Genomic DNA, 20,772 nt, shown 5'->3' with positions numbered 1-20,772 from the left:
ACCCGCAGGTTCTGCACCCCATATCCAGCGAAGCGCCACCGCCCACGTCCGGGCTCCCCGCTCCGTACGCGACAATGACCCCATGAGCCTGTTCCGTGACGACGGTGTCGTGCTGCGCACCCAGAAGCTGGGTGAGGCCGACCGGATCATCACGCTGCTCACGCGCGGTCACGGGCGCGTACGGGCCGTGGCCCGGGGGGTGCGCCGGACCAAGTCCAAGTTCGGGGCCCGGCTCGAACCGTTCTCCCACGTCGACGTGCAGTTCTTCTCGCGGGGGAGTGAGCTGGTCGGGCGCGGGCTGCCGCTCTGCACGCAGAGCGAGACCATCGCTCCGTACGGTGGCGCCATCGTCACCGACTACGCCCGCTACACCGCCGGTACGGCCATGCTGGAGACGGCGGAACGGTTCACGGACCACGAGGGCGAGCCCGCCGTACAGCAGTATCTGCTGCTCGTCGGCGCCCTGCGCACCCTCGCCCGTGCCGAGCACGAGCCCCACCTCATCCTTGACGCGTTCCTCCTGCGCTCCCTCGCCGTCAACGGGTACGCGCCCACCTTCAGCGACTGCGCGCGGTGCGGCATGGCGGGACCGAACCGGTTCTTCTCGGTGTCCGCCGGAGGCTCCGTCTGCGTCGACTGCCGGGTGGCCGGCAGCGTCGTACCCTCTCCCCAGGCCCTCGAACTGCTCGCCGCGCTGCTGACGGGCGACTGGGCGACCGCGGACGCGTGTGAACCGCGTCACGTGAGGGAGGGCAGCGGACTGGTGTCCGCCTACCTGCACTGGCACCTGGAGCGCGGGCTGCGCTCCCTGCGCTACGTAGAGAAGAACTAGAAACAGAAGTAACAAGGAGACGAGAAGCGCATGGTCGTACGCGGAATCCTGGGGAGCCGGCGCCGCGAGTACAAGACGCCGGAACCGCACCCCTCCGGCGCCACCGCGCCGAAGCTCCCCGGCGAACTGGTACCGAACCATGTGGCGTGCGTCATGGACGGCAACGGACGGTGGGCCAAGGAGCGCGGGCTGCCGCGTACCGAGGGGCACAAGGTCGGCGAAGGCGTCGTCCTCGACGTCCTCAAGGGATGCCTGGAACTCGGCGTCAAGAATCTCTCCCTCTACGCCTTCTCCACCGAGAACTGGAAGCGGTCCCCGGAAGAGGTCCGCTTCCTCATGAACTTCAACCGTGACGTCATTCGCCGTCGGCGCGACGAGATGGACGAACTCGGTATCCGGATTCGCTGGGTCGGGCGTATGCCCAAGATGTGGAAGTCCGTCGTACAGGAACTCCAGATCGCCCAGGAGCAGACCAAGAAGAACGACGCCATGACGCTCTACTTCTGCGTCAATTACGGCGGCCGTGCCGAACTCGCCGACGCCGCCAAGGCGATGGCCCGCGATGTCGCCCTCGGCAAGCTCGACCCCGACAAGGTCTCCGAGAAGACCATCCAGAAGTACCTCTACTACCCGGACATGCCGGACGTCGACCTTTTCCTTCGCCCGAGCGGCGAACAGCGCACCTCCAACTACCTGATCTGGCAGTCGAGTTACGCCGAGATGGTCTTCCAGGACGTGCTCTGGCCCGACTTCGACCGCCGCGACCTGTGGCGCGCCTGCGTCGAATTCGCCTCCAGGGACCGGCGGTTCGGCGGCGCCGTCCCGAATGAGCAACTCCTGGAAATGCAGCGGGACATGAAGGGCAACACGGAGGCCTGAGCACAAGGCAGTGGCACCCGGCGCCGGAAACGCGCCGGGTGCCACTGTCGTTACCCGTGGGGGGATGGTCGGTGATCGGTGATCGGTGATCAGTGATCGGTGATCAGCTGGTCGTTACCGCCGTGTCGTCGATCACGAAGCTCGTCTGGAGCGAGGAGTCCTCGACGCCGGTGAACTTCAGGGAGACCGTCGTACCCGCGTAGGCCGACAGGCTCAGCGACTTCGCCACGTACCCGCTGGCCGCGTTGAGGTTGGAGTAGGTGGCCAGAGTGGTCGTCCCGGCGGTGACCGTCAGCTTGTCGTACTGCGTGCTGGTGGTGGTCTCAGCCGTGTCGATGTGCAGGTAGAACGTGAACGTCGTGCCCGTGCAACCGCTCGGGATCGTCACCGACTGGGAGAGCGTGTCGGTGTGCGTCGAGCCGTAGCCGTCCAGCCAGGCCTTGTAGGAGCCGGTACGGGCCGCCTGGCTGCTGGAGCTGGTGATGACACCGCTCGTCGCCGTCCAGGTGGTGCTGCCGGACTCGAAGCCCTGGTTGCCCAGCAGCTGCGCCGAGGTGCAGGAGCCGCCGCCGGTCGCACTGACCGTCCAGGTGAAGGACGCCGTACCGGTGGCACCCGTGCTGTCGGTCACCGTGACCACGCTGCTGTACGTGCCCGCGGTGGTCGGGGTGCCGGAGATGGTGCCCGTGGAGCTGCTGATCGACAGACCCGTCGGCAGACCGGTCGCCGCGTAGGTCAGCGTGCCGCTGTTGGTGCTGCTGGCGGTGATCGCCAGGCTCACCGCCGTACCGACCGTCGAGGACTGGCTACCGGGGTTGGTGACCGTGACGCCCGTCGTCGGGACGGTGATGTGGCTGCCCACGTTGATGCCGGCGAAGGCGTTGCCGACACCCGCGTACTGCGCGGAGCTGCTGCCGTAGAGGTCCGCGGCGGCGTTCAGCGCGGCGGTGCGCGCCTGGGCGTACGTCGTGCTGGACGTCATGTACGTCGTCAGCGCCCGGTACCAGATCTGCAGCGCGGCGGCCCGGCCGATGCCCGCGACGGCGACACCGTCGGAGGTCGGGCTGTTGTACGTGACGCCGTTGATGGTCTTGGAGCCGCTGCCCTCGCTCAGCATGTAGAACATGTGGTTCGCCGGGCCCGAGGAGTAGTGGACGTCCACACTGCCGATGCCGGAGTACCAACTGTCGTAGGAGGAGCCGTCCTTGTCGGGCTCGTCCATGTAACGCAGCGGCGTACCGTCGCCGTTGATGTCGACTTCCTCGCCGACCAGGTAGTCGCCGACGTCGGACGAGTTGGCCGCGTAGAACTCGACGCCGGTGCCGAAGATGTCGGAGGTCGCCTCGTTCAACCCGCCCGACTCACCGGTGTAGTTGAGGTTCGCGGTGTTGGAGGTCACGCCGTGCGTCATCTCGTGCCCGGCGATGTCGAGCGAGGTGAGCGCCTTCGTACCGCCGTCACCGTCGCCGTACGTCATGCAGAAGCAGTCGTCGTCCCAGAAGGCGTTGACGTACGCCGTGCTGTAGTGGACGCGCGAGTACGCGGCCACGCCGTCGTTCTTGATGCCGCTGCGGCTGAACGTGTTCTTGTAGAAGTCCCACGTCGTCTGTGCGCCGAAGTGCGCGTCCACGCCCGCGGTCTGCGTGTTGGACCCGGAACCGGTGCCCCACGTGTCGTCGGAGTCGGTCATCAGGGTGCCGGTGCCGGACGTGCCGTTGTTGAGGTTGTACGTCTTCGCGGCGCCGCGCGTGGTGTCGTTCATCTGGTACGTCGAACCGGACAGCGTGGTCCCGATGGTGACCGTGCCGCTGTACTGGCTGTTGCCGGTGCCGGTCTTGATGTCCTCGAACTGGAACAGCTCGGCGCCGGTCGTGGCGTTCGTGATGACGTGCAGCCGGCTCGGGGTGCCGTCGTGCTGGAGACCGGTGACCACGGTCTCCCAGGCGAGGGTGGGGGTGCCCTGCCCGGCCCAGATCACCTTGCGCGCGCTGTCGGCGGCGGGCTTGGCGGAGGCCGTGTCCTCCACGTGTTCCGCGGCGGCCTTGAGCGCCTTGGTCTCGGCGGTCGCCTTGGTCAGCGCCGGGGTGGTCGACGCGACCTTGATGGCGCGCTTGGTGTTGAACGTCGTACCGACCGTGCCGGTGCTGCCCGCCGGGGTGTGCACGACGAGGTCGCCGCCGAGGACCGGGAGGCCGGCGTACGTGCGCTCGTAGCGGGTGTGGAGGGTGCCGTCGGCGTCCTTGGTGACGTCCTTGACGACCAGCTTCTCCTGGGCGCCGAGGCTCAGTGCCCCGGCGGTCTGCGTCACCTTCTGCTCGGCGCTCCTGATCAGCGCGGTGCGCTGGGCGGGCGTGAGGTCCGCGGCCAGGGCGCCGGCGCGCAGGGGACTGGGCGCCGCGGGCGCGGGCTTGGCGGCGGCCGGGACCGTTTGGACACCGACGGCGAGCAGGGTCGCGGTGGCGACCAGAGCGCCGGCCGCGGTGGCCTTGCGGGAGCGGAGGGTGGATCTGTGGGGGGTGTTGCTGGACGTTCGTCTCACTCGTGACTCCTCCTGCGACGGCCGCGCCTTCAACGGCCGGAAACAGAACCGGGCGGACGGGGGTGTGCTGCCCGGGATGAGCTGAGCAGTGCGTGATGTGCGCCAGAGACGTGGGGGATGGCTGCCGGAAGAGTGGCATCATTGAGGAGTTCATGTCAGCAAAAGGTAAGAGGTCGAGGGTTATCCCTCTGCGAGCCGAGGGGCCCTTCCGGGGCTACGCGCGGGGCAGCAGCAGGGGAGTCGCGAGGATCAGGACGCCCGCGGCCCCGATGGCGGTCAGGGGTGTGGTGAGGGCCGCCAGCAGCCCCCACAGCGCGGTGAGCGCGGCGACGGTCAGCTTGCTGGACACCGACCAGGCGGAGAGGGTGCGGGCGACCCGGTCCGCCGGTGTGTGCTGGAGCCGGTAGGTGGCGTACACCGGGTTGAAGACGCCCATGCAGGCGATCAGCCCGAACTGCACGACCATCACGAGGACGAGCCCGGTCGTACCGCCGTGCAGGAACGCCATCCCGACCGGCCAGCACACCCGCAGCGTTCCGAAGGTGAGCATGATCCGGCGCTGCCCGTACCGCGCCACGAGCGGCCGGGACAGTCGCGAACCGATCAGACCGCCGAGGCAGGGCACGGCGAAGGCGAGGGCGTACTGCCAGGGCGCGAAGCCGAGGCGCCCGAGCATGAGGACGGCGACCAGGGGCGCGGTCGCCATGATCAGCCCGCTGACCAGCACGGTGTTGAGGAACAGGGGCCGCAGCACCGGATCGGCCAGAACGAACCGCCACCCGTCGAGCAGATCACCGACCCGCAGCCCCGCCTTCCGTGTCCCCTCGGGACGAGGCTCCTGCCCGCCCATCGCCCGGATACCGACCGCCGACAGCAGAAAACTCACCGCGTTCGCGACCACCGTGACCACCGGCCCGAGCAGCCCGATGGCGGCCCCGCCCAGCGGCGGCCCGAGCACACTCGCCGTCCACATCGTGGACTCGAACCGCCCATTGGCGACGAGGAGTTGGGAGGGCGGCAACAGCCCCTTGAGACAGGCCCCGCTGGCGGCGGTGAAGGTGATGTCGGCAGCGGCGACAACGACGGCCACCACCACAAGCTGTCCGAAGGACAACACCCCGAGCGCGTAGGCAACGGGCACGGTGAGCAGCGCCCCACACCGCACGAGATCCATCGCGACCATCACGGGCCGCTTCCGCCGAAACTCCACCCAGGGCCCGAGCGGCACAGCCACCAGAGCCCCCACGGCAACCCCGACGGCAGCAAGCAACGACACCTGAGCGGGCCCGACATGCAACACGAGCACAGCGATCAGGGGAAACGCGTCAAAGGCAACCCAGGTCCCGAACAAACTGGCGGCGTAGGCCCCCCAAAGCCACCGAAACGGCACTCCGAGAGAGACGTCGCTCAGCTGCTTGTCTGTTTCCTCGACATGACCCACGGCGAGAAACTATCGGACGCGAGCCTTTCAGGGGCGCGGGGAACTGCGCGACCAGCCACGACGGCGCAGCACCCGACAACGCACCGCACCTACTTCTGCACAGTCGCAGCGCACTCCACACAGGTCCCGAAGATCTCCACCGTATGAGCCACGTTCACATACCCGTGCTCAACAGCGATCGCCTCGGCCCACTTCTCCACCGCGGGCCCCTCCACCTCCACAGCCTTGCCGCACACACGGCAGACCAGGTGGTGATGGTGATCGCCGGTCGAGCACCGCCGATACACCGACTCCCCGTCCGACGTCCGCAGCACATCCACCTCACCCGCGTCCGCCAGGGACTGCAACGTGCGGTAGACGGTCGTCAGACCGACCGAGTCTCCCTTGTGCTTGAGCATGTCGTGGAGTTCCTGCGCACTGCGGAACTCGTCGACCTCGTCCAGCGTCGCCGCCACAGCGGCACGCTGGCGGGTGGATCGTCCCTTAACGGGCGGGCCGGCCGTCGTCACCGTTGTCTCCTTACGTCTGCGCTTGCCGGGCCATTGTGCCAGCCCGGACTGTGCGCGGTCAGACGCCCGCCTTGCCGGCGGCCTCCCTGCTGGCCGGAATCACGCACTCCGCCGGGTCCCCGGCGGACTGCGAGGCACCCTCGGCAGCCGCCGCACGGGCCCGGCGCCGGGCCAGCGGTGTCGCGAGCGCGGTCAGCGCGATGAACGCGCCGATGGTCAGCAGGACGATCGTCGCACCCGGCGGCACATCCTGGTAGTACGAGGTCACGGTCCCGCCGATCGTCACGGACACCCCGATCGCGACGGCGATCGCGAAGGTCGCCGCGAAACTCCGGGTGAGCTGCTGCGCGGCGGCCACGGGAACCACCATCAGGGCGCTGACCAGCAGCAACCCGACGACCCGCATGGCGACCGTCACGGTGACGGCCGCCGTGATCGCGGTGAGCAGATTCAGTGCGCGCACCGGCAGGCCGGTCACCCGGGCGAACTCCTCGTCCTGGCTGACCGCGAAGAGCTGCCGGCGCAGCCCGATGGTGACCAACACCACGAGGGCCGCGAGGACGCAGATCGCGGTCACGTCGGACTCGCTGACCGTGGACAGGGACCCGAAGAGATACGAGGTCAGGTTGGCGTTGGAGCCCGTGGGCGCGAGGTTGATGAACATGACGCCGCCGGCCATACCGCCGTAGAACAGCATGGCGAGGGCGATGTCGCCGCGCGTCTTGCCGTACCAGCGGATGAGTTCCATCAGCACCGCGCCGACGACGGAGACGCCCGTCGCCATCCACACCGGTGAGGTGTTCAGCAGGAAGCCGAGGCCGACGCCGGTCATCGCGACATGGCCGATGCCGTCGCCCATGAGTGCCTGGCGGCGCTGGACGAGGTAGATGCCGATGGCGGGGGCCGTGATGCCGACGAGGACCGCGGCCAGCAGGGCCCGCTGCATGAAGGCGTAGTCGAGGAATTCCATCAGCTCAGCAGTCCCGTCCGGATCGGTTCGGCGTCGTGAGCCGCGTGCGGGTGTACGTGGTCGTGACCGGGCAGCGCGTGCTGTCCGACCGCCTGCGGGGGCGGCCCGTCGTGCAGCACGCAGCCGTCGCGCAGGACGACGGCCCGGTCGATCAGCGGCTCCAGCGGCCCGAGTTCGTGCAGCACGAGCAGCACCGTCGCACCCTGCGCCACCTGCTCCCTGAGCGTCCGCGCCAGCACCTCCTGGCTCGCCAGGTCGACGCCCGCCATCGGTTCGTCCATGATCAGCAGCTCGGGTTCGGCGGCGAGGGCGCGGGCGATCAGTACGCGCTGATGCTGGCCGCCGGAGAGCGCGTTCACCGAGTCCTTCGCGCGGTCCGCGAGGCCGACGAGAGCGATGGCACGCTGGACGGCCGCGTGGTCGGCCTTGCGCAGCATCCCGAAGCGGGCCCGGGACAGTCGCCCCGACGCGACGATCTCCGTGATCGTCGCGGGCACGCCTCCGGCCGCGGTCGTCCGCTGCGGTACGTAGCCCACGCGCCGCCAGTCGTTGAAGCGGCGCCGGGGGACGCCGAACAGCTCGATCTCGCCCTCGCTGACCGGCACTTGGCCGATGACCGTGCGGATCGCGGTCGACTTGCCGGAGCCGTTGGCGCCGAGCAGCGCGACGACCTCACCGCGGCCCACGGTGAGGTCGATGCCCCGCAGAACCGGGCGCGAGCCCAGCTCGGCGCGTACGCCGCGCAGGGAGATGACCGGCTCGCTGCTCATCCCTCGTACCTCCGTGATGTGGCTGGTGTCACTTGGCGCCCAGAGCTGTCTGGAGGGCCTTGAGGTTGGCCTCCATGACCGCGATGTAGTCGTCGCCCCGGGACTTCTCGGTGATGCCCTCCAGCGGATCGAGGACGTCCGTCCTGAGGTTCGCGTCCTCGGCGAGGGTCTTCGCGGTCTTGTCGGAGACCAGTGTCTCGTAGAAGACGGTCGTCACTCCGTCCGCCTTCGCCTCCTCCTGAAGCTCCTTCATCCGCGCGGCACTCGGCTCGCTCTCCGGGTCCACTCCGGTGATGGCCTCCTGGGTCAGGCCGTAGCGCTCGGCGAGGTAGCCGAAGGCCGCGTGGTTGGTGAAGAACACCTTCGACGCCGTGTTCTTCAGGCCGTCCTCGAACGAGGTGTCGAGCGAGGTCAGCTTGGCGGTCAACGCCTCGGCGTTCTTCTTGTATTCCGCCGCGCCCGCCGGATCGGCCTTCTGGAAGGCGGCGCTCACACCGTCGGCGATCTCGGCGTACTTCACGGGATCGAGCCAGACGTGCGGGTCGAGAGCGGACTCCTCCTCGGCGGGCGCTTCCTCGCCCTCGTGGCTGTGCTCGGTGCTGCCGTGGTCCTCAAGGCTGGTGAGTGTCGCCGCGTCGATCTTCGTCTTCGCCGCGGATTGTGACACCGCCTCGTCGACGGCGGGCTGGAGGCCCTTGAGGTACAGGACCGCGTCGGTCTCCTGGAGCTGGGCGGTCTGCTTGGCGCTGATCTCCAGGTCGTGCGGCTCCTGGCCGGGCTCGGTCAGCGTCGTGACGGAGACACGGCCGCCGCCTATCTGCTCGGCGAGGTACTGCATCGGATAGAACGACGCCACGACGTCGAGCTTCCCGTCGCTGTTCCCGTCGGCCGCGCTCGAGTCCGAGGAGCAGGCGGACAGGGTGCCGAGGCCGAGCGCGGTGGCCGCCGCGATCGCGGTGCCCGATATGAGTCGTCGTACGTTCATGACAGTCATTTTCAATGATTCTGGAAACGATTGTCAACAAGCGGGCAAAAGGCCTGGCCCGGAGCGCGGCTCGGAGCGTGGTCGAGGGCTTCGGCCGGAACCGATTTGATTGGGGGGCGGCCCCCGCCGGTAACCTGAAGCATTCGCGCCGTCCGTTCGTAATGAAGAGAGCATCGTGGCCGCCGACAAGATCGACACCATCGTCAGCCTGAGCAAGCGCCGTGGCTTCGTTTTCCCCTGCAGTGAGATCTACGGCGGCCAGCGCGCCGCCTGGGACTACGGACCACTGGGTGTCGAGCTGAAGGAGAACCTCAAGCGCCAGTGGTGGCGCTACATGGTGACGTCGCGCGAGGACGTCGTCGGCATCGACTCGTCCGTCATCCTGGCCCCCGAGGTCTGGGTGGCCTCCGGCCACGTCGCCACCTTCTCCGACCCGCTCACCGAGTGCACCTCCTGTCACAAGCGCTACCGCGCCGACCACCTGGAGGAGGCGTACGAGGCCAAGCACGGCCGTACGCCCGCCAACGGCCTCGCCGACATCAACTGCCCCAACTGCGGCAACAAGGGCCAGTTCACCGAGCCCAAGGAGTTCTCCGGGCTGCTGTCGACGCACCTCGGCCCGACCCAGGACTCCGGCTCGGTCGCCTATCTGCGCCCCGAGACCGCCCAGGGCATCTTCACCAACTTCGCGCTGGTGCAGACCGCTTCGCGCAAGAAGCCGCCGTTCGGCATCGCCCAGATGGGCAAGTCCTTCCGCAACGAGATCACGCCCGGCAACTTCATCTTCCGCACCCGCGAGTTCGAGCAGATGGAGATGGAGTTCTTCGTCAAGCCGGGCGAGGACGAGAAGTGGCAGGAGTACTGGATGCAGGAGCGGTGGAACTGGTACACCGGCCTGGGTATGCGCGAGGAGAACATGCGGTGGTTCGACCACCCGCAGGAGAAGCTCTCCCACTACTCCAAGCGCACCGCCGACATCGAGTACCGCTTCCAGTTCGGCGGCAACGAGTGGGGTGAGCTTGAGGGCGTAGCCAACCGCACCGACTACGACCTCAAGGCCCACTCCAAGGCGTCGGGCCAGGACCTCTTCTACTTCGACCAGGAGGCCGGCGAGCGCTACACCCCGTACGTCATCGAGCCCGCCGCCGGTGTCGGCCGTTCGATGCTGGCGTTCCTTCTCGACGCGTACATCGAGGACGAGGCGCCGAACGCCAAGGGCAAGATGGAGAAGCGGACGGTGCTGCGGCTCGACCCGCGCCTGGCGCCGGTCAAGGTGGCGGTGCTGCCCTTGTCCCGCAACCCGGAGCTGTCTCCGAAGGCGAAGGGTCTTGCTTCTGCGCTGCGTCAGAACTGGAACATCGAGTTCGACGACGCGGGGGCGATCGGTCGGCGTTACCGGCGTCAGGACGAGATCGGTACGCCGTTCTGTGTGACGGTGGACTTTGACACGTTGGATGACAATGCGGTGACTGTTCGTGAGCGGGACACGATGAAGCAGGAGCGGGTTTCGTTGGATCAGATCGAGGGGTACCTGGCTCAGCGGCTTATCGGCTGCTAGGGGTTCGTTGGGTTCGTTGTCGGCTGCGGGTCCGGTGGGGGGCTGGTCGCGCAGTTCCCCGCGCCCCTAAAAACGGGCGCTGTAGTTGGCCGCGATTTCTAGATGCCCCGGTTTCGTTACCGTCGTAACAGACGTAACGAAACCGGGGTTTCGCCCATCCGGGACACATGGGGCTCCGAAGGACAGGTCATACGCGGCTCGCAGGGTGCGGGCGGCGCTGACCTTTCGGGGGCACCATGCGTAAGCAGGCAGTGATCGGCGTTGCCACGATGGCTCTGGCGATCGGGGTGGTCGGGTGTGAAGCCGCGGATGAGGCGGCCTCGTCGTCCGCGGTCGGTGTTCAGTCCGCCGGAGTGAGCGGGCAGGCAACGGGTGGGCGGCTCAACGCTGTTGGGCTCACCGCCGACCAGCGGCTCGTCACCTTTCGGGTCGACCGGCCCGGGCGGGCCGTTCCGCTCGGCAAGGTGGACGGGCTGCACGGCGACACCCGGCTCATCGGCATCGACTACCGCGTCCAGAACAACAAGCTGTACGGCGTCGGCGACCGGGGTGGCATCTACACCGTCCGGGAGATCGGCGCCAAGGCGACCAAGGTCTCCCAGCTGAGCGTTCCGTTGCAGGGGAGCAGCTTCGGCGTCGACTTCAACCCCGCCGCCAACCGGCTCCGGGTCATCAGCGACACCGGCCAGAACCTCCGCCACAACATCGACGACCCGGCGGGCGCACCGGCGGCCGGTACGACGGCGACGGACGGCATCCTGACCAACCCGCCGGTCCCGCCCGCGACTTCGGGTGTCACGGCCACCGGCGTCACGGCAGCCGCGTACACGAACAACGACCTCGACGCGACGACGGCCACCACCCTGTTCGACGTCGACACCGTCAACGACCAGGTGTCGATCCAGTCCCCGGCGAACGCCGGCAACCTCGCCCCCACGGGCAAGCTGGGCGTCGACGCGGGTGCGGCGGGCGCCGGGTTCGACATCTACAGCTCCGCCCGCTCCGGCACGAACACCGGGTACGCGGTCCTGCGCGTGGGCGGCGCCCAGCGTCTCTACCAGGTGAACCTGTTGGGCGGTTCGGTGCAGCGGGCGGGCACCTTCGACGCCGGGCGGCCGGTGGTGGACCTGGCGCTGCCGTTGCGGCAGGGCTGAACGCCGTAAGTGGTCCTCTTGAGGGGCCGGACATTGGACCTGTAGGTCCGGCCGCACCGGCGGCAGGCTGGCCCCCATGAGCCTCGCTTTTCTGCTGACCACCCTGGTCGTGGTCGTCACGCCCGGTACCGGTGTCGTCTACACGCTCGCCGCCGGGCTGTCCCGGGGGCGGCGGGCCAGCGTCGTCGCGGCCTTCGCCTGCACCCTCGGGTGTGTTCCGCACATGCTGGCCACGGTGACCGGGGTCGCCGCCCTGCTGCACACCAGCGCGACCGCCTTCCAGATCCTCAAGTACGCAGGTGTGGCCTACCTGTTGTACATGGCGTGGGCCACGCTCCGGGAGAAGGGGACGATCGCCGTCACGGAGGAGACGGCACCCCGGTCCACCTGGCGGGTCATCGTCCGGGGCGTGCTGATCAACTTCCTCAACCCGAAGCTGACCGTCTTCTTCTTCGCGTTCCTGCCCCAGTTCGTGAGCCCCGACGACCCCAACTCGGTCGTCACGATGCTCGTCCTGGGCGGGGTCTTCATGCTGGCCACGTTCGTGGTCTTCGCCGCGTACGGCATCCTCGCCGCCTCCGTACGCAGCCAGGTCATGGCACGGCCCCGCGTGCTGACCTGGCTGCGGCGGGCCTTCGCGGGGTCGTTCCTCGCGCTGGGGGCGAAGCTGGCCACGACGAGTGCGTGATCGAGTGCGTGGTCAGGTGTGTGAGCGGAAGCTGCGGTCGGTCAGCCCGCCGTCGGGTCGACCGTCGCCTGGTGTTCCTCGGCGAGGTGTTCCTCCGCCTTCAGCCAGGGCAGGAACTGGACCTTCTTCCGCCAGCCGCAGGTGTCGCAGCTCATGACGCGATGCGCTCCGGTTCGCTGGACGTGGACGACGTGTTCGCGCCCGTGCTGGTCCCAGCGGCTCACCTTGCTCGTGTTGATCTGCAACATGACCTCTCCGGCGTCCAAGGTGCGTGCAGGTGTGAGTGTGCAGCAAGAGGAACATCAACGGGGGTCGACTGTGTGAAGAGTTGACAGGATCCTGGCGGCTCAGGCCTCGGCTCCGGGCGCGATCAGGCCTGTCTCGTAGGCGAGTACGACCGCCTGGACCCGGTCGCGCAGCTCCAGTTTGGAGAGGATGCGGCCCACGTGCGTCTTGACCGTGGTCGGGCTCAGGAACAGCCGTTCCGCCAGCTCGGCGTTGCTCAGGCCCGTCGCCAGCAGGCGCAGGACCTCCAGTTCACGGGGTGTAAGACCCGACAGGTCGGCGTGCCGGGTCGTGGTCTGCGAGGGCGCCTCGCGGTGGGCGAAGCGTTCGATGAGGCGGCGGGTGATCGCCGGTGCGAGCAGGGCGTCGCCGGACTGCACCAGGCGTACGGCGGCCACCAGATGCTCGGGGGTGACGTCCTTGAGGAGGAAGCCACAGGCGCCGGCGGTGAGGGCGGCGTAGACGTAGTGGTCGAGGTCGTAGGTGGTGAGGATCACGACGCGGGTTCTCGCCGCCTCCGGGGCGTCGTCGGCGAGGATCCGCCGCGTCGCCTCGATGCCGTCCATGCCCGGCATCCGGATGTCCATGAGGACGACATCGGGGCGGGTTCGGCGTACGGCGGCCACCGCCTCGGCCCCGTCGGCCGCCTCGGCCGTCACCTCGATGCCGTCGGCGGCCAGGATCATCCCGAAGCCCGTACGGACCAGGGCCTGGTCGTCGGCGATGACCGCCCGGAGGGGTGGTGGTTGTTGATTGTGGGTCACGGTGTCCGCCACGGGACGGTGGCTCTGATGCGGTAGCCGCCGGCGAGGGTGGGGCCTGCGATCAGCTCGCCGCCGTAGACCGCCAGGCGTTCACGCAGGCCGATGAGACCGCGACCCGTCCCGTTGCTCGTGCTCTGGCTGTCGCCTTCCAGCGGTGGGGAGTTGGGGATGGTGGCGGTCGTGGGGGTGGTGGTGGCGCTCGTGTTGGCCACTTCTATCTGGAGGCGGTCGTCGGTCCAGCCGATCAGTACGGAGGCCTCGGCGCCCGGCGCGTGCTTGATCGTGTTGGTCAGCGCCTCCTGCACCACGCGGTACGCCGTCAGGTCCACCCCGGGCGGCAACGGGTCCGGCGGCAGCGACACCGCGACGGACACCGGAGTCCCGGCGCCGCGCACCCGTTCCGTCAGGGCGTCGAGCCGGTCCAGGCCGGGCTGCGGCTCCAGACCGTCGGCGGGAGTGTCGTGGAGGCCGGTGTTCGGGGCGGCCAACAGGCCCATCACATGCCGGAGTTCGGCCATCGCGGCCCTGCCCCCGGCCTCGACCGCGAGCAACGCCTCCTTCGACCGTTCGGGCGCCGCGTCCATCACCTTGCGCGCCGCCCCGGCCTGGATCACCATCACGCTCACATTGTGGGTCACCACGTCGTGCAACTCGGCGGCGATCCGGGCCCGTTCCTCCGCCACGGCCCGCCGCATCGCCTCCTCCTGCGCACGCTCCAACCGCGCGAACCGGTCCCGGCCCGCCGCCAGCCGCCGCTGCCCGAACCGGACGAGCCCGGCCAGCACCCCGGCGACCAGCAGCACGACCCCGGGACTCGACCAGCCGGGCAGAATGGGCTCCGCCCGCTGGAACGCGACCCCGGCCAGGACCGCGCCGACGACCAGCGCGGCCAGGGATCCCGCCCGGTAACGGCTGTGCACGACCGCGCTGTAGGCGCCGATGACGCAGGTCAGCACGGTGATCCAGGAAGCGCGGTCGCCGGTGGCCAGCCCCGCGACCAGCACCACTCCGAACACGGCCAGGGGATACCGGCGCCGGGCCAGCAGCGGCAGCGCCGACAGGACGACCAGCGGCCAGGGCGCGACGGAGCCCTCGTCCTCCGGCAGGACCGGCGGACGGGGAGGGGCCGGGGGCTGCGGGCGCTGCGGGTCCACCGGCACGGTCTCGGCTCCGGTTCCGTACCCGGTCCCGTATCCGTAGTCGGTCTTCGGGAAGAAGCGCACCGGGCCGTCGCCGGGGTAGCGCGCCGCGACGATCAGTGCGACGACGGTCAGTACGACCGCCAGCGCCAGGTCGGCGCGTACCGCCCGCCGTGACAGCGGAGCGGGCTTCGGCTCCGGCCGCAGCGCGTCCCACAGCTGCTGACGCCAATGAGGCCAATGACGCCAATGCCGGGCGCGCCGGTACTCCGTCTCCGTCGGCGTTTCCATCGGCTCATTGTGGGGGCGGGCCGCCCGGCCCCGCGTCCCTCCGTGCCGAACAGATCAACAAGCCGTTCCTCAGGCGTACTTCGCAGGGATGACCTCACGGCCGGGTCCTCCGCGGGGAGGGCCGGACGTCGGTGTCGCGGCCGACGCGCGGCCAGGGCGCCCGCCCCTACGTTCGCCGAGTCCAGCAAGTTCTCCTTCGAAACTCTCGATCGAGTCTTTCCAACCAACGGTAGGGGCAGGCGAGTTCATGACCCAGGTGATCCAACTCGACGACGTGGCCAAGCGCTACGACAGCGCGGGCAGGCCCGCGCTCGGGCCGCTCACGCTCTCGGTCGAACAGGGCGAGGCCCTCGCCGTGACCGGCCCTTCCGGCAGCGGCAAGTCCACCCTGCTGAACCTCGTCGCGGGCCTCGACCGGGCGACCGAGGGCAGCGTGTCCGTGGCCGGCCGACGGCTCGACGACCTGACCGAGCACGCGCTGGCCCGGTTCCGCCGCGAACAGATCGGCATGGTCTTCCAGTTCTTCAACCTCCTCGACGACCTCACCGTCACCGACAACATCCAGCTCCCCGCCCAACTGAGGGGAACCGCGCGGCGCGAGACGGCCGCCCGCGCCGGGGAACTCATGGAGGTGCTCGGCATCCAGAAACACGCCCGCGCCTATCCGGGCCGGCTCTCCGGCGGCGAACGCCAGCGGGTCGCGGTCGCCCGCGCGCTGGTCAACCGTCCCGCGCTGCTGCTGGCCGACGAGCCGACCGGCGCCCTCGACACCGCGTCCGGTCAGGACGTACGGGAGTTGCTCGTCGAGCTGCATCGGGGCGGGCAGACCATCGTGCTGGTCACCCACGACCTGGCGCTCGCCGAGTCGTGCGCGAGCCGCACGATCCAGCTCGTCGACGGTCATCTCGCCCTCGACACCCGGGCGGAGGCCGTCCGTTGACCCGCCTGACCCGCTTCGGGGGCGGTGCGCTCGGCCGGGTCGTACGGTCCGGGGTGGGCCGGCGCCGCGTGCAGACCGTGGTGATCGCCGTGGCCACGCTGATGGCCGTGGCGTCGGCGGTGGTCGCCGGGTCGCTCGTCGTCGCCGCGAACAGGCCCTTCGACCGCGCGTTCGCGCAGCAGCACGGCGCGCATCTGACCGTCCAGTTCGATCCGGCCAAGGTGACCGCGGCGCAGATCGAGGCCACCGGGGAGCAGAAGGGCGTCACCGCGACCGCCGGGCCCTACCCGGCCACGACGATCCAGCCGATGGACTCGGAGGGCGGACACCTGCCGACGCTGACGCTCGTCGGACGGTCCGCGCCCGGGGCCGACGTGGACGAGCTGGACCTCAAGTCCGGCCGGTGGGCGGCGAAGCCGGGCGAGATCGTGCTGAACGCGGAGTTCAACGGCCCTCACCTCGGACTCGGCTCCACGCTCAGGGCCACGGAGGCTGGGGACAGCCCGACCCTGACGATCGTCGGCTTCGCCATCTCGGTCAGCAGAACCGCCGACGTCTGGACAACCCCGGCCCAGGCCAAGGCACTTGCGTCGGCGGACACACCGCTCACGAGCCAGGTGCTCTACCGCTTCGACGAGGCCGGTACGGACAGACAAGTGACCGCCGGCCGCAAGCGGATCGCCTCCGCCGTGCCCTCCGGCGCGCTGCTGAGCAGCCGCTCCTACCTGGAGACCAAGCGCGACGCCGACCAGGGAGCGGCACCGACCATCCCCTTCCTCGTGGCCTTCGGCATCCTCGGCATCGTCATGTCGGTGATCATCGTCTCCAGTGTGACAAGCGGCGCGGTCGGATCGAGCCTGCGCAGGATCGGCATCCTCAAGGCCGTCGGCTTCACCCCGCGCGAGGTCGTCCGCGCCTATGTGGCCCAGGCGTTGATCCCGGCGGCCGTCGGCATCGCGCTGGGCGTCGTCCTCGGCAACCTGCTCGCCGTACCGCTCCTCGACGACACCGAGCAGGCGTACGGCACCGCCACGCTGAGCGTCGCCTGGTGGGTGGACGTCGTGGTGGCGGGCGGCGCGCTGCTGGTCGTCGGGATCGCCGCGCTGATCCCCGCCCTGCGCGCCGGACGGCTGCGTACGGTCGAGGCCATCGCGGTGGGCAGGGCGCCACGCACCGGACGCGGCCAGTGGGCCCACCGGGCGGCGGGACGGCTGCCGCTGCCGCGCGCGGTGACGTACGGCCTTGCGAGTCCCTTCGCGCACCCGGTCCGCACGGTCGCGATGCTGCTCGCGGTGGCCTTCGGCACGGTCGCGGCGACCTTCGCGGTGGGCCTGACGGCGTCGCTGACGGCGGTCGGTACGGCGGCCGACCCCGAGGACCGCGCCGAGGTCACCGTGTTCGCGGGTGGACCGACGCCCGGCCCCGGCGGCACCCGGCGTACGGAGAACGAGACGTCCGAGGCCCCTGCCGCCGACCCGGCCGGCATCCGCGCGGCCGTCGAGGCCGAGGCGGGCACGGCCTCGTACTACGCCATGACCAAGAACGACGCCTCCGTGGCCGGGATCACCGGCTCGGTCCCGGTCAGCCTCTACCAGGGGGACACCCGTACCGGCCGCTACGAGATGATCTCCGGGCACTGGCTCGACGGCGCGGGTCAAGTGGTGGTGGGCTCGGGCTACCTGAAACGGACAGGCACCGAGCTCGGCGATCCACTGCGGGTGACCTACGAGGGGCACACCCGCACCCTCCGGATCGTCGGCGAGGCCTTCGACACGTCGGACGGCGGGCTCCAACTCCACGCGAACATCGCCGACTTCCCCGGGACCCAGCCCCGCATGTTCCTCGTCGAGGTGAAGCAGGGCGTCTCTCCCGGCGAGTACGCCGAGAAGCTCGCCGAGGCCGTTCGGCCCCTGGGCGGCGACGCCATGGCCAACTCCCCTTCGGGGCAGGACAACTTCGTGATCATCCTGGAGTCGATGGCGGCTCTGCTCACCCTGATGCTGGTCTCCGTGGCGGGCATGGGCGTCCTCAACTCGGTCGTCCTCGACACCCGGGAGCGCGTCCACGACCTCGGCGTCTGCAAGGCCCTCGGCATGACCCCACGCCAGACGGTGACCCTCGTACTGGCCTCGGTGACCGGCATCGGCGTCCTGGGCGGCCTGATCGGCGTACCCGTCGGCTTCGCCCTGCACGGCATCGTCCTACCGATGATGGGCCACGCGGCGGGCACCGAACTACCACCGTCCGTCCTGGACGTGTACGACCTGTGGCAGCTCGCCCTGCTGGGCCTGGCCGGCATCACGATCGCCCTGCTGGGCGCGCTGCTCCCGGCGGGCTGGGCAGCGAGGGCACGAACGGCGACGGCGCTGCGGACGGAGTGAGTGAGGGGGGAGGACGAGGGCGGGAGGACGAGGGCGGGAGCAGCCCCGAAGGGGCGCTCCCGCCAGGGGCGCGGGGAACTGCGCGACCAGCCACAACGCACCCGCACCCGACACCAAACCGTCCGCCCCGAGCTCTTAGTCACTGCTCAGCCGATCAACCGATCAACCGATCACCCGAGGCAGCCGCAGGCTGAGCAGAGTCGTCAACACAATGCCCCCCAACTGCACCACCAGCGTCGTCACCAACGCATCCCCCATCCCCATCCCCGGGGACAGAGACAGGAACAACGTCCCCAGCGTCGCCACCCCCAGCGCCAGAGCCGACTGCTGGGTCGTGATCATGACCCCGCTGCCCACACCCGCCCGCGCCGGCTCGATCTCCGACAGGATGATCCGGAAGAGCACAGGCAACTGCAACGCCTGCCCCGCGCCGGCGACCGCCGCCCCCGGCAGCAACTCCACCAGCCCCAGATCCGGCCAGGACCGCCACGCCGCGACGGCGATGAGAGCCACGCCCAGCCCCTGGACCATGCCGCCGACCGTGACGACCCGGGTGCCGTACCGGGTGACCAGCCGCGGCCCGGCGAGGGAGACGCAGAAGAACGTCACCGCCATCGGCGCCAGCGCCAGCCCCGCCCGCACCGGGCTCAGGTCGGCACCCCGCTGCAGAGCCACCGCGATCACGAACATGAACCCGCTGAAGCCGATCGCGAACGGCACGATCATCACCAGCCCCCGCCGCAGCGACGTCAGCGCGAAGAGGGTCGGCGGCACGAGTGGAGTACGCCCCTTGCGGTCCGCGCCCCGCTCGACCGCGTAGAACGCCGCCGCCGCGAACGGGAACGCGGCCAGCGACAGCCAGGTCCACAGCGGCCACCCCGCCGCCCGGCCCTCGGTCAGCGGGGCCAGCAGCGTGATCAGGGAGATCGCCAGGAGGAACGTGCCGGGGACGTCCACCGGCTCCGGGTGCTGCGAGCGGGTCTCCGGGACCGTCCGGGCCGCCAGGACCAGGCCGAGCAGCACCACGGGCACGTTCACCAGGAACACCGAGCGCCAGCCGGTGCCCGCGATGTCGGCGGCGACGAGCACACCGCCCAGGATCTGGCCCGCCACCATCGACAGTCCCGCCGTCGCGCCGTACAGGCCCATCGCCCTCGCGCGGCGCGGTCCTGCCGTGGCCGACTGGATCGTCGCGAGCACCTGCGGCAGCATCGCCGCCGACGCCGCGCCCTGCGCGATCCGGGCCGCGACCAGGGTCCAGGCGGTCGGCGCGAGCCCGCAGGCCAGCGAGGTGATGCCGAAGGCCACCATGCCGCCGAGGAAGAGCCGGCGTCGGCCGAAGAGGTCGCCGAGCCGCCCGCCGAGGACGAGCAGGACGGCGTACGAGACCCCGTACCCGGCGACCACCAGTTCGAGGACGGCCTCGCTCGCCGCGAGATCCCGGCCGATGGTGGGCAGGGCGACGTTGACGATGAAGAAGTCGATCAGGGGAAGTGCCGCACCGAGCAGCACGGTGAACAGGCCGAGCCCGCCGAGGACGGGTGACCCGGCGGGGGAGCGGACGGAGGCGGTGGGTGAGGTGCTTGTTTCGGTCACGTCGACCAGCGTCCGCCTCTCCTGAGGGTGGTACCAGAGTGACTTTATCCTGGTAGTAGAAGTACCTGGAAACAGGGTCCGCGCGGAGAGAAAATGGAACGGTGACCACCATCACCCAGGAAACCATCGCCCAGCAACAGCAGGAGCAGAGCCGGGAGCAGCACCGGCAGGCGCAGCGGCCGGGCGGGCGCGGCTCGGAGATCCGGCGCCACGAACTCGCCGTCTTCCTGCGCAGCCGCCGCGAGCGCATCACCCCCGAGCGGGTCGGCCTGCCGCGCGGCAGGCGCCGCCGTACGCCGGGTCTGCGCCGTGAGGAGGTCGCCCAGCTCTCCGCCGTGGGCGTGACCTGGTACACCTGGCTCGAACAGGCCCGCGCCATCCAGGTCTCCGAACAGGTGCTCGACGCCCTGGCCCGCACCCTCCTCCTCGACCCGAGCGAACGCGCCCACCTCTTCCAGCTGGCCGGAGCGGTCGATCCGACCCCCGCCGCGAGCTGCCCGACGATCACCCCCGCCATCCGCGAACTCCTGCGCGCCCTCGATCCCATCCCGGCCTGCATCCAGAACGACCGGTACGACATCCAGGCGTACAACCGCACGTACAGCCGTCTCATGGGTGACCTGGACGCCGTACCGCCCGAGGACCGCAACCTCATGCTGCTCGTCTACACGAACGAGGAGTGGCGGTCGTCCGTCGTCCTGCTCGAAGAGACGCTGCGGGTGATGGCGGCCAAGCTCCGGGTCCAGCAGGCCGCCCATCTCGGCGACCCCGCCTGGAAGTCGATGCTGAGGCGGCTGCGTGCGGAGTCCCCGGAGTTCTGTGAGTTCTGGGAGCTGTACGAGGTGGTCAACGTCCGTGGCAAGAGGAAGCAGTTCCGCAATCCGCACGTCGGACTGCTCACCGTCGACCACACCGACCTGTGGCTCGCCCCGGAGCTGGGCACCCGCCTGGTGACGATGGTTCCGGCGGACCAGGAGACGCGCGAGCGCCTGGAGAAGCTGTACGCGATGTTCCCGGGCGGGGAGTAGTCGCGAAGAGGCGGAAGCTGATC

The 20,772-nt window shown here is 69.8% G+C and carries 18 protein-coding genes; 8 read left to right on the top strand and 10 right to left on the bottom strand.

Annotated features, from left to right (window positions below; translation table 11 throughout):
* Nucleotides 1-82 precede the first annotated feature (82 nt).
* On the top strand, nt 83-832 hold the full coding sequence (gene recO, locus ACWDR4_RS02065; RefSeq protein WP_450402681.1) for a DNA repair protein RecO: 750 nt from the start codon (nt 83-85) through the stop codon (nt 830-832).
* A 30-nt stretch (nt 833-862) separates the two neighbouring features.
* Nucleotides 863-1,711, top strand: a complete 849-nt coding sequence (locus tag ACWDR4_RS02060) for an isoprenyl transferase (RefSeq protein WP_450402678.1) — start codon at nt 863-865, stop codon at nt 1,709-1,711.
* 103 nt (nt 1,712-1,814) lie between these two features.
* Here ACWDR4_RS02060 and ACWDR4_RS02055 read toward each other — a convergent pair whose 3' ends face one another.
* The 6 genes from ACWDR4_RS02055 to ACWDR4_RS02030 form a co-directional block, all read right to left on the bottom strand.
* A complete protein-coding gene (locus ACWDR4_RS02055; protein WP_450402676.1) occupies nt 1,815-4,250 on the bottom strand; it encodes a M4 family metallopeptidase in 2,436 nt (811 codons plus the stop codon).
* Between the two features lie 214 nt (nt 4,251-4,464).
* A complete protein-coding gene (locus tag ACWDR4_RS02050) occupies nt 4,465-5,661 on the bottom strand; it encodes an MFS transporter (protein ID WP_450403320.1) in 1,197 nt (398 codons plus the stop codon).
* A 119-nt stretch (nt 5,662-5,780) separates the two neighbouring features.
* Nucleotides 5,781-6,200: a Fur family transcriptional regulator gene (locus ACWDR4_RS02045; protein WP_450402674.1), complete on the bottom strand. Its 420-nt coding sequence runs from the start codon at nt 6,198-6,200 to the stop codon at nt 5,781-5,783.
* A gap of 58 nt (nt 6,201-6,258) precedes the next feature.
* The gene (locus ACWDR4_RS02040; RefSeq protein ID WP_450402672.1) at nt 6,259-7,170 is read right to left on the bottom strand and encodes a metal ABC transporter permease; all 912 of its coding nucleotides are present in this window, start codon (nt 7,168-7,170) and stop codon (nt 6,259-6,261) included.
* Nucleotides 7,170-7,940 carry a metal ABC transporter ATP-binding protein gene (locus tag ACWDR4_RS02035; RefSeq protein WP_450402669.1) on the bottom strand — a complete coding sequence of 257 codons (771 nt, stop codon included), beginning with the start codon at nt 7,938-7,940 and terminating at the stop codon, nt 7,170-7,172. Before ACWDR4_RS02035 ends, ACWDR4_RS02040 begins: the two co-directional genes overlap by 1 nt.
* A gap of 28 nt (nt 7,941-7,968) precedes the next feature.
* On the bottom strand, nt 7,969-8,925 hold the full coding sequence (locus tag ACWDR4_RS02030; RefSeq protein ID WP_450402667.1) for a metal ABC transporter substrate-binding protein: 957 nt from the start codon (nt 8,923-8,925) through the stop codon (nt 7,969-7,971).
* 175 nt (nt 8,926-9,100) lie between these two features.
* Here ACWDR4_RS02030 and ACWDR4_RS02025 point away from each other — a divergent pair, with 175 nt between their 5' ends.
* The 3 genes from ACWDR4_RS02025 to ACWDR4_RS02015 all read left to right on the top strand — a co-directional run bounded on the left by ACWDR4_RS02025 (nt 9,101) and on the right by ACWDR4_RS02015 (nt 12,325).
* A complete protein-coding gene (locus tag ACWDR4_RS02025; protein ID WP_450402665.1) occupies nt 9,101-10,483 on the top strand; it encodes a glycine--tRNA ligase in 1,383 nt (460 codons plus the stop codon).
* Between the two features lie 236 nt (nt 10,484-10,719).
* Nucleotides 10,720-11,637 carry a DUF4394 domain-containing protein gene (locus ACWDR4_RS02020; protein WP_450402664.1) on the top strand — a complete coding sequence of 306 codons (918 nt, stop codon included), beginning with the start codon at nt 10,720-10,722 and terminating at the stop codon, nt 11,635-11,637.
* A 76-nt stretch (nt 11,638-11,713) separates the two neighbouring features.
* Nucleotides 11,714-12,325: a LysE family translocator gene (locus ACWDR4_RS02015; RefSeq protein ID WP_450402661.1), complete on the top strand. Its 612-nt coding sequence runs from the start codon at nt 11,714-11,716 to the stop codon at nt 12,323-12,325.
* A 41-nt stretch (nt 12,326-12,366) separates the two neighbouring features.
* Here ACWDR4_RS02015 and ACWDR4_RS02010 read toward each other — a convergent pair whose 3' ends face one another.
* The 3 genes from ACWDR4_RS02010 to ACWDR4_RS02000 form a co-directional block, all read right to left on the bottom strand.
* Nucleotides 12,367-12,573: a hypothetical protein gene (locus tag ACWDR4_RS02010; protein ID WP_235479257.1), complete on the bottom strand. Its 207-nt coding sequence runs from the start codon at nt 12,571-12,573 to the stop codon at nt 12,367-12,369.
* 99 nt (nt 12,574-12,672) lie between these two features.
* Entirely contained in the window at nt 12,673-13,386 is a 714-nt protein-coding gene (locus tag ACWDR4_RS02005) for a response regulator (RefSeq protein WP_450402658.1), read from the bottom strand.
* Nucleotides 13,371-14,804, bottom strand: coding sequence for a sensor histidine kinase (locus ACWDR4_RS02000; protein WP_450402655.1), 1,434 nt, complete (start codon nt 14,802-14,804; stop codon nt 13,371-13,373). Before ACWDR4_RS02000 ends, ACWDR4_RS02005 begins: the two co-directional genes overlap by 16 nt.
* 247 nt (nt 14,805-15,051) lie before the next feature.
* Between ACWDR4_RS02000 and ACWDR4_RS01995 the strand changes: the two genes are divergently transcribed.
* Entirely contained in the window at nt 15,052-15,744 is a 693-nt protein-coding gene (locus ACWDR4_RS01995; protein ID WP_450402653.1) for an ABC transporter ATP-binding protein, read from the top strand.
* Between the two features lie 5 nt (nt 15,745-15,749).
* Nucleotides 15,750-18,125, top strand: a complete 2,376-nt coding sequence (locus tag ACWDR4_RS01990; RefSeq protein ID WP_450403319.1) for an ABC transporter permease — start codon at nt 15,750-15,752, stop codon at nt 18,123-18,125.
* Between the two features lie 162 nt (nt 18,126-18,287).
* On the opposite strand, the gene ACWDR4_RS01985 is transcribed toward ACWDR4_RS01990, so the two are convergent.
* Nucleotides 18,288-19,721, bottom strand: a complete 1,434-nt coding sequence (locus tag ACWDR4_RS01985) for an MFS transporter (RefSeq protein ID WP_450402651.1) — start codon at nt 19,719-19,721, stop codon at nt 18,288-18,290.
* A 101-nt stretch (nt 19,722-19,822) separates the two neighbouring features.
* Between ACWDR4_RS01985 and ACWDR4_RS01980 the strand changes: the two genes are divergently transcribed.
* The gene (locus ACWDR4_RS01980) at nt 19,823-20,749 is read left to right on the top strand and encodes a helix-turn-helix transcriptional regulator (protein ID WP_450402648.1); all 927 of its coding nucleotides are present in this window, start codon (nt 19,823-19,825) and stop codon (nt 20,747-20,749) included.
* The last annotated feature ends 23 nt before the right edge of the window (nt 20,750-20,772 follow it).

The sequence above is a fragment of the Streptomyces sp. NPDC000878 genome, from assembly GCF_053599695.1.
This window is presented reverse-complemented; position numbering and strand designations above follow the sequence as displayed.

Bases quoted from the DNA above. Each gene is read 5' to 3' on its own strand.
- ACWDR4_RS02035 (WP_450402669.1), bottom strand. From the start codon at position 7,940: ATGAGCAGCGAGCCGGTCATCTCCCTGCGCGGCGTACGCGCCGAGCTG.
- ACWDR4_RS02030 (WP_450402667.1), bottom strand. From the start codon at position 8,925: ATGAACGTACGACGACTCATATCGGGCACCGCGATCGCGGCGGCCACC.
- ACWDR4_RS02060 (WP_450402678.1), top strand. From the start codon at position 863: ATGGTCGTACGCGGAATCCTGGGGAGCCGGCGCCGCGAGTACAAGACG.
- ACWDR4_RS02000 (WP_450402655.1), bottom strand. From the start codon at position 14,804: ATGGAAACGCCGACGGAGACGGAGTACCGGCGCGCCCGGCATTGGCGT.
- ACWDR4_RS02015 (WP_450402661.1), top strand. From the start codon at position 11,714: ATGAGCCTCGCTTTTCTGCTGACCACCCTGGTCGTGGTCGTCACGCCC.
- ACWDR4_RS02020 (WP_450402664.1), top strand. From the start codon at position 10,720: ATGCGTAAGCAGGCAGTGATCGGCGTTGCCACGATGGCTCTGGCGATC.
- ACWDR4_RS02010 (WP_235479257.1), bottom strand. From the start codon at position 12,573: ATGTTGCAGATCAACACGAGCAAGGTGAGCCGCTGGGACCAGCACGGG.
- recO (WP_450402681.1), top strand. From the start codon at position 83: ATGAGCCTGTTCCGTGACGACGGTGTCGTGCTGCGCACCCAGAAGCTG.
- ACWDR4_RS01995 (WP_450402653.1), top strand. From the start codon at position 15,052: ATGACCCAGGTGATCCAACTCGACGACGTGGCCAAGCGCTACGACAGC.
- ACWDR4_RS02040 (WP_450402672.1), bottom strand. From the start codon at position 7,170: ATGGAATTCCTCGACTACGCCTTCATGCAGCGGGCCCTGCTGGCCGCG.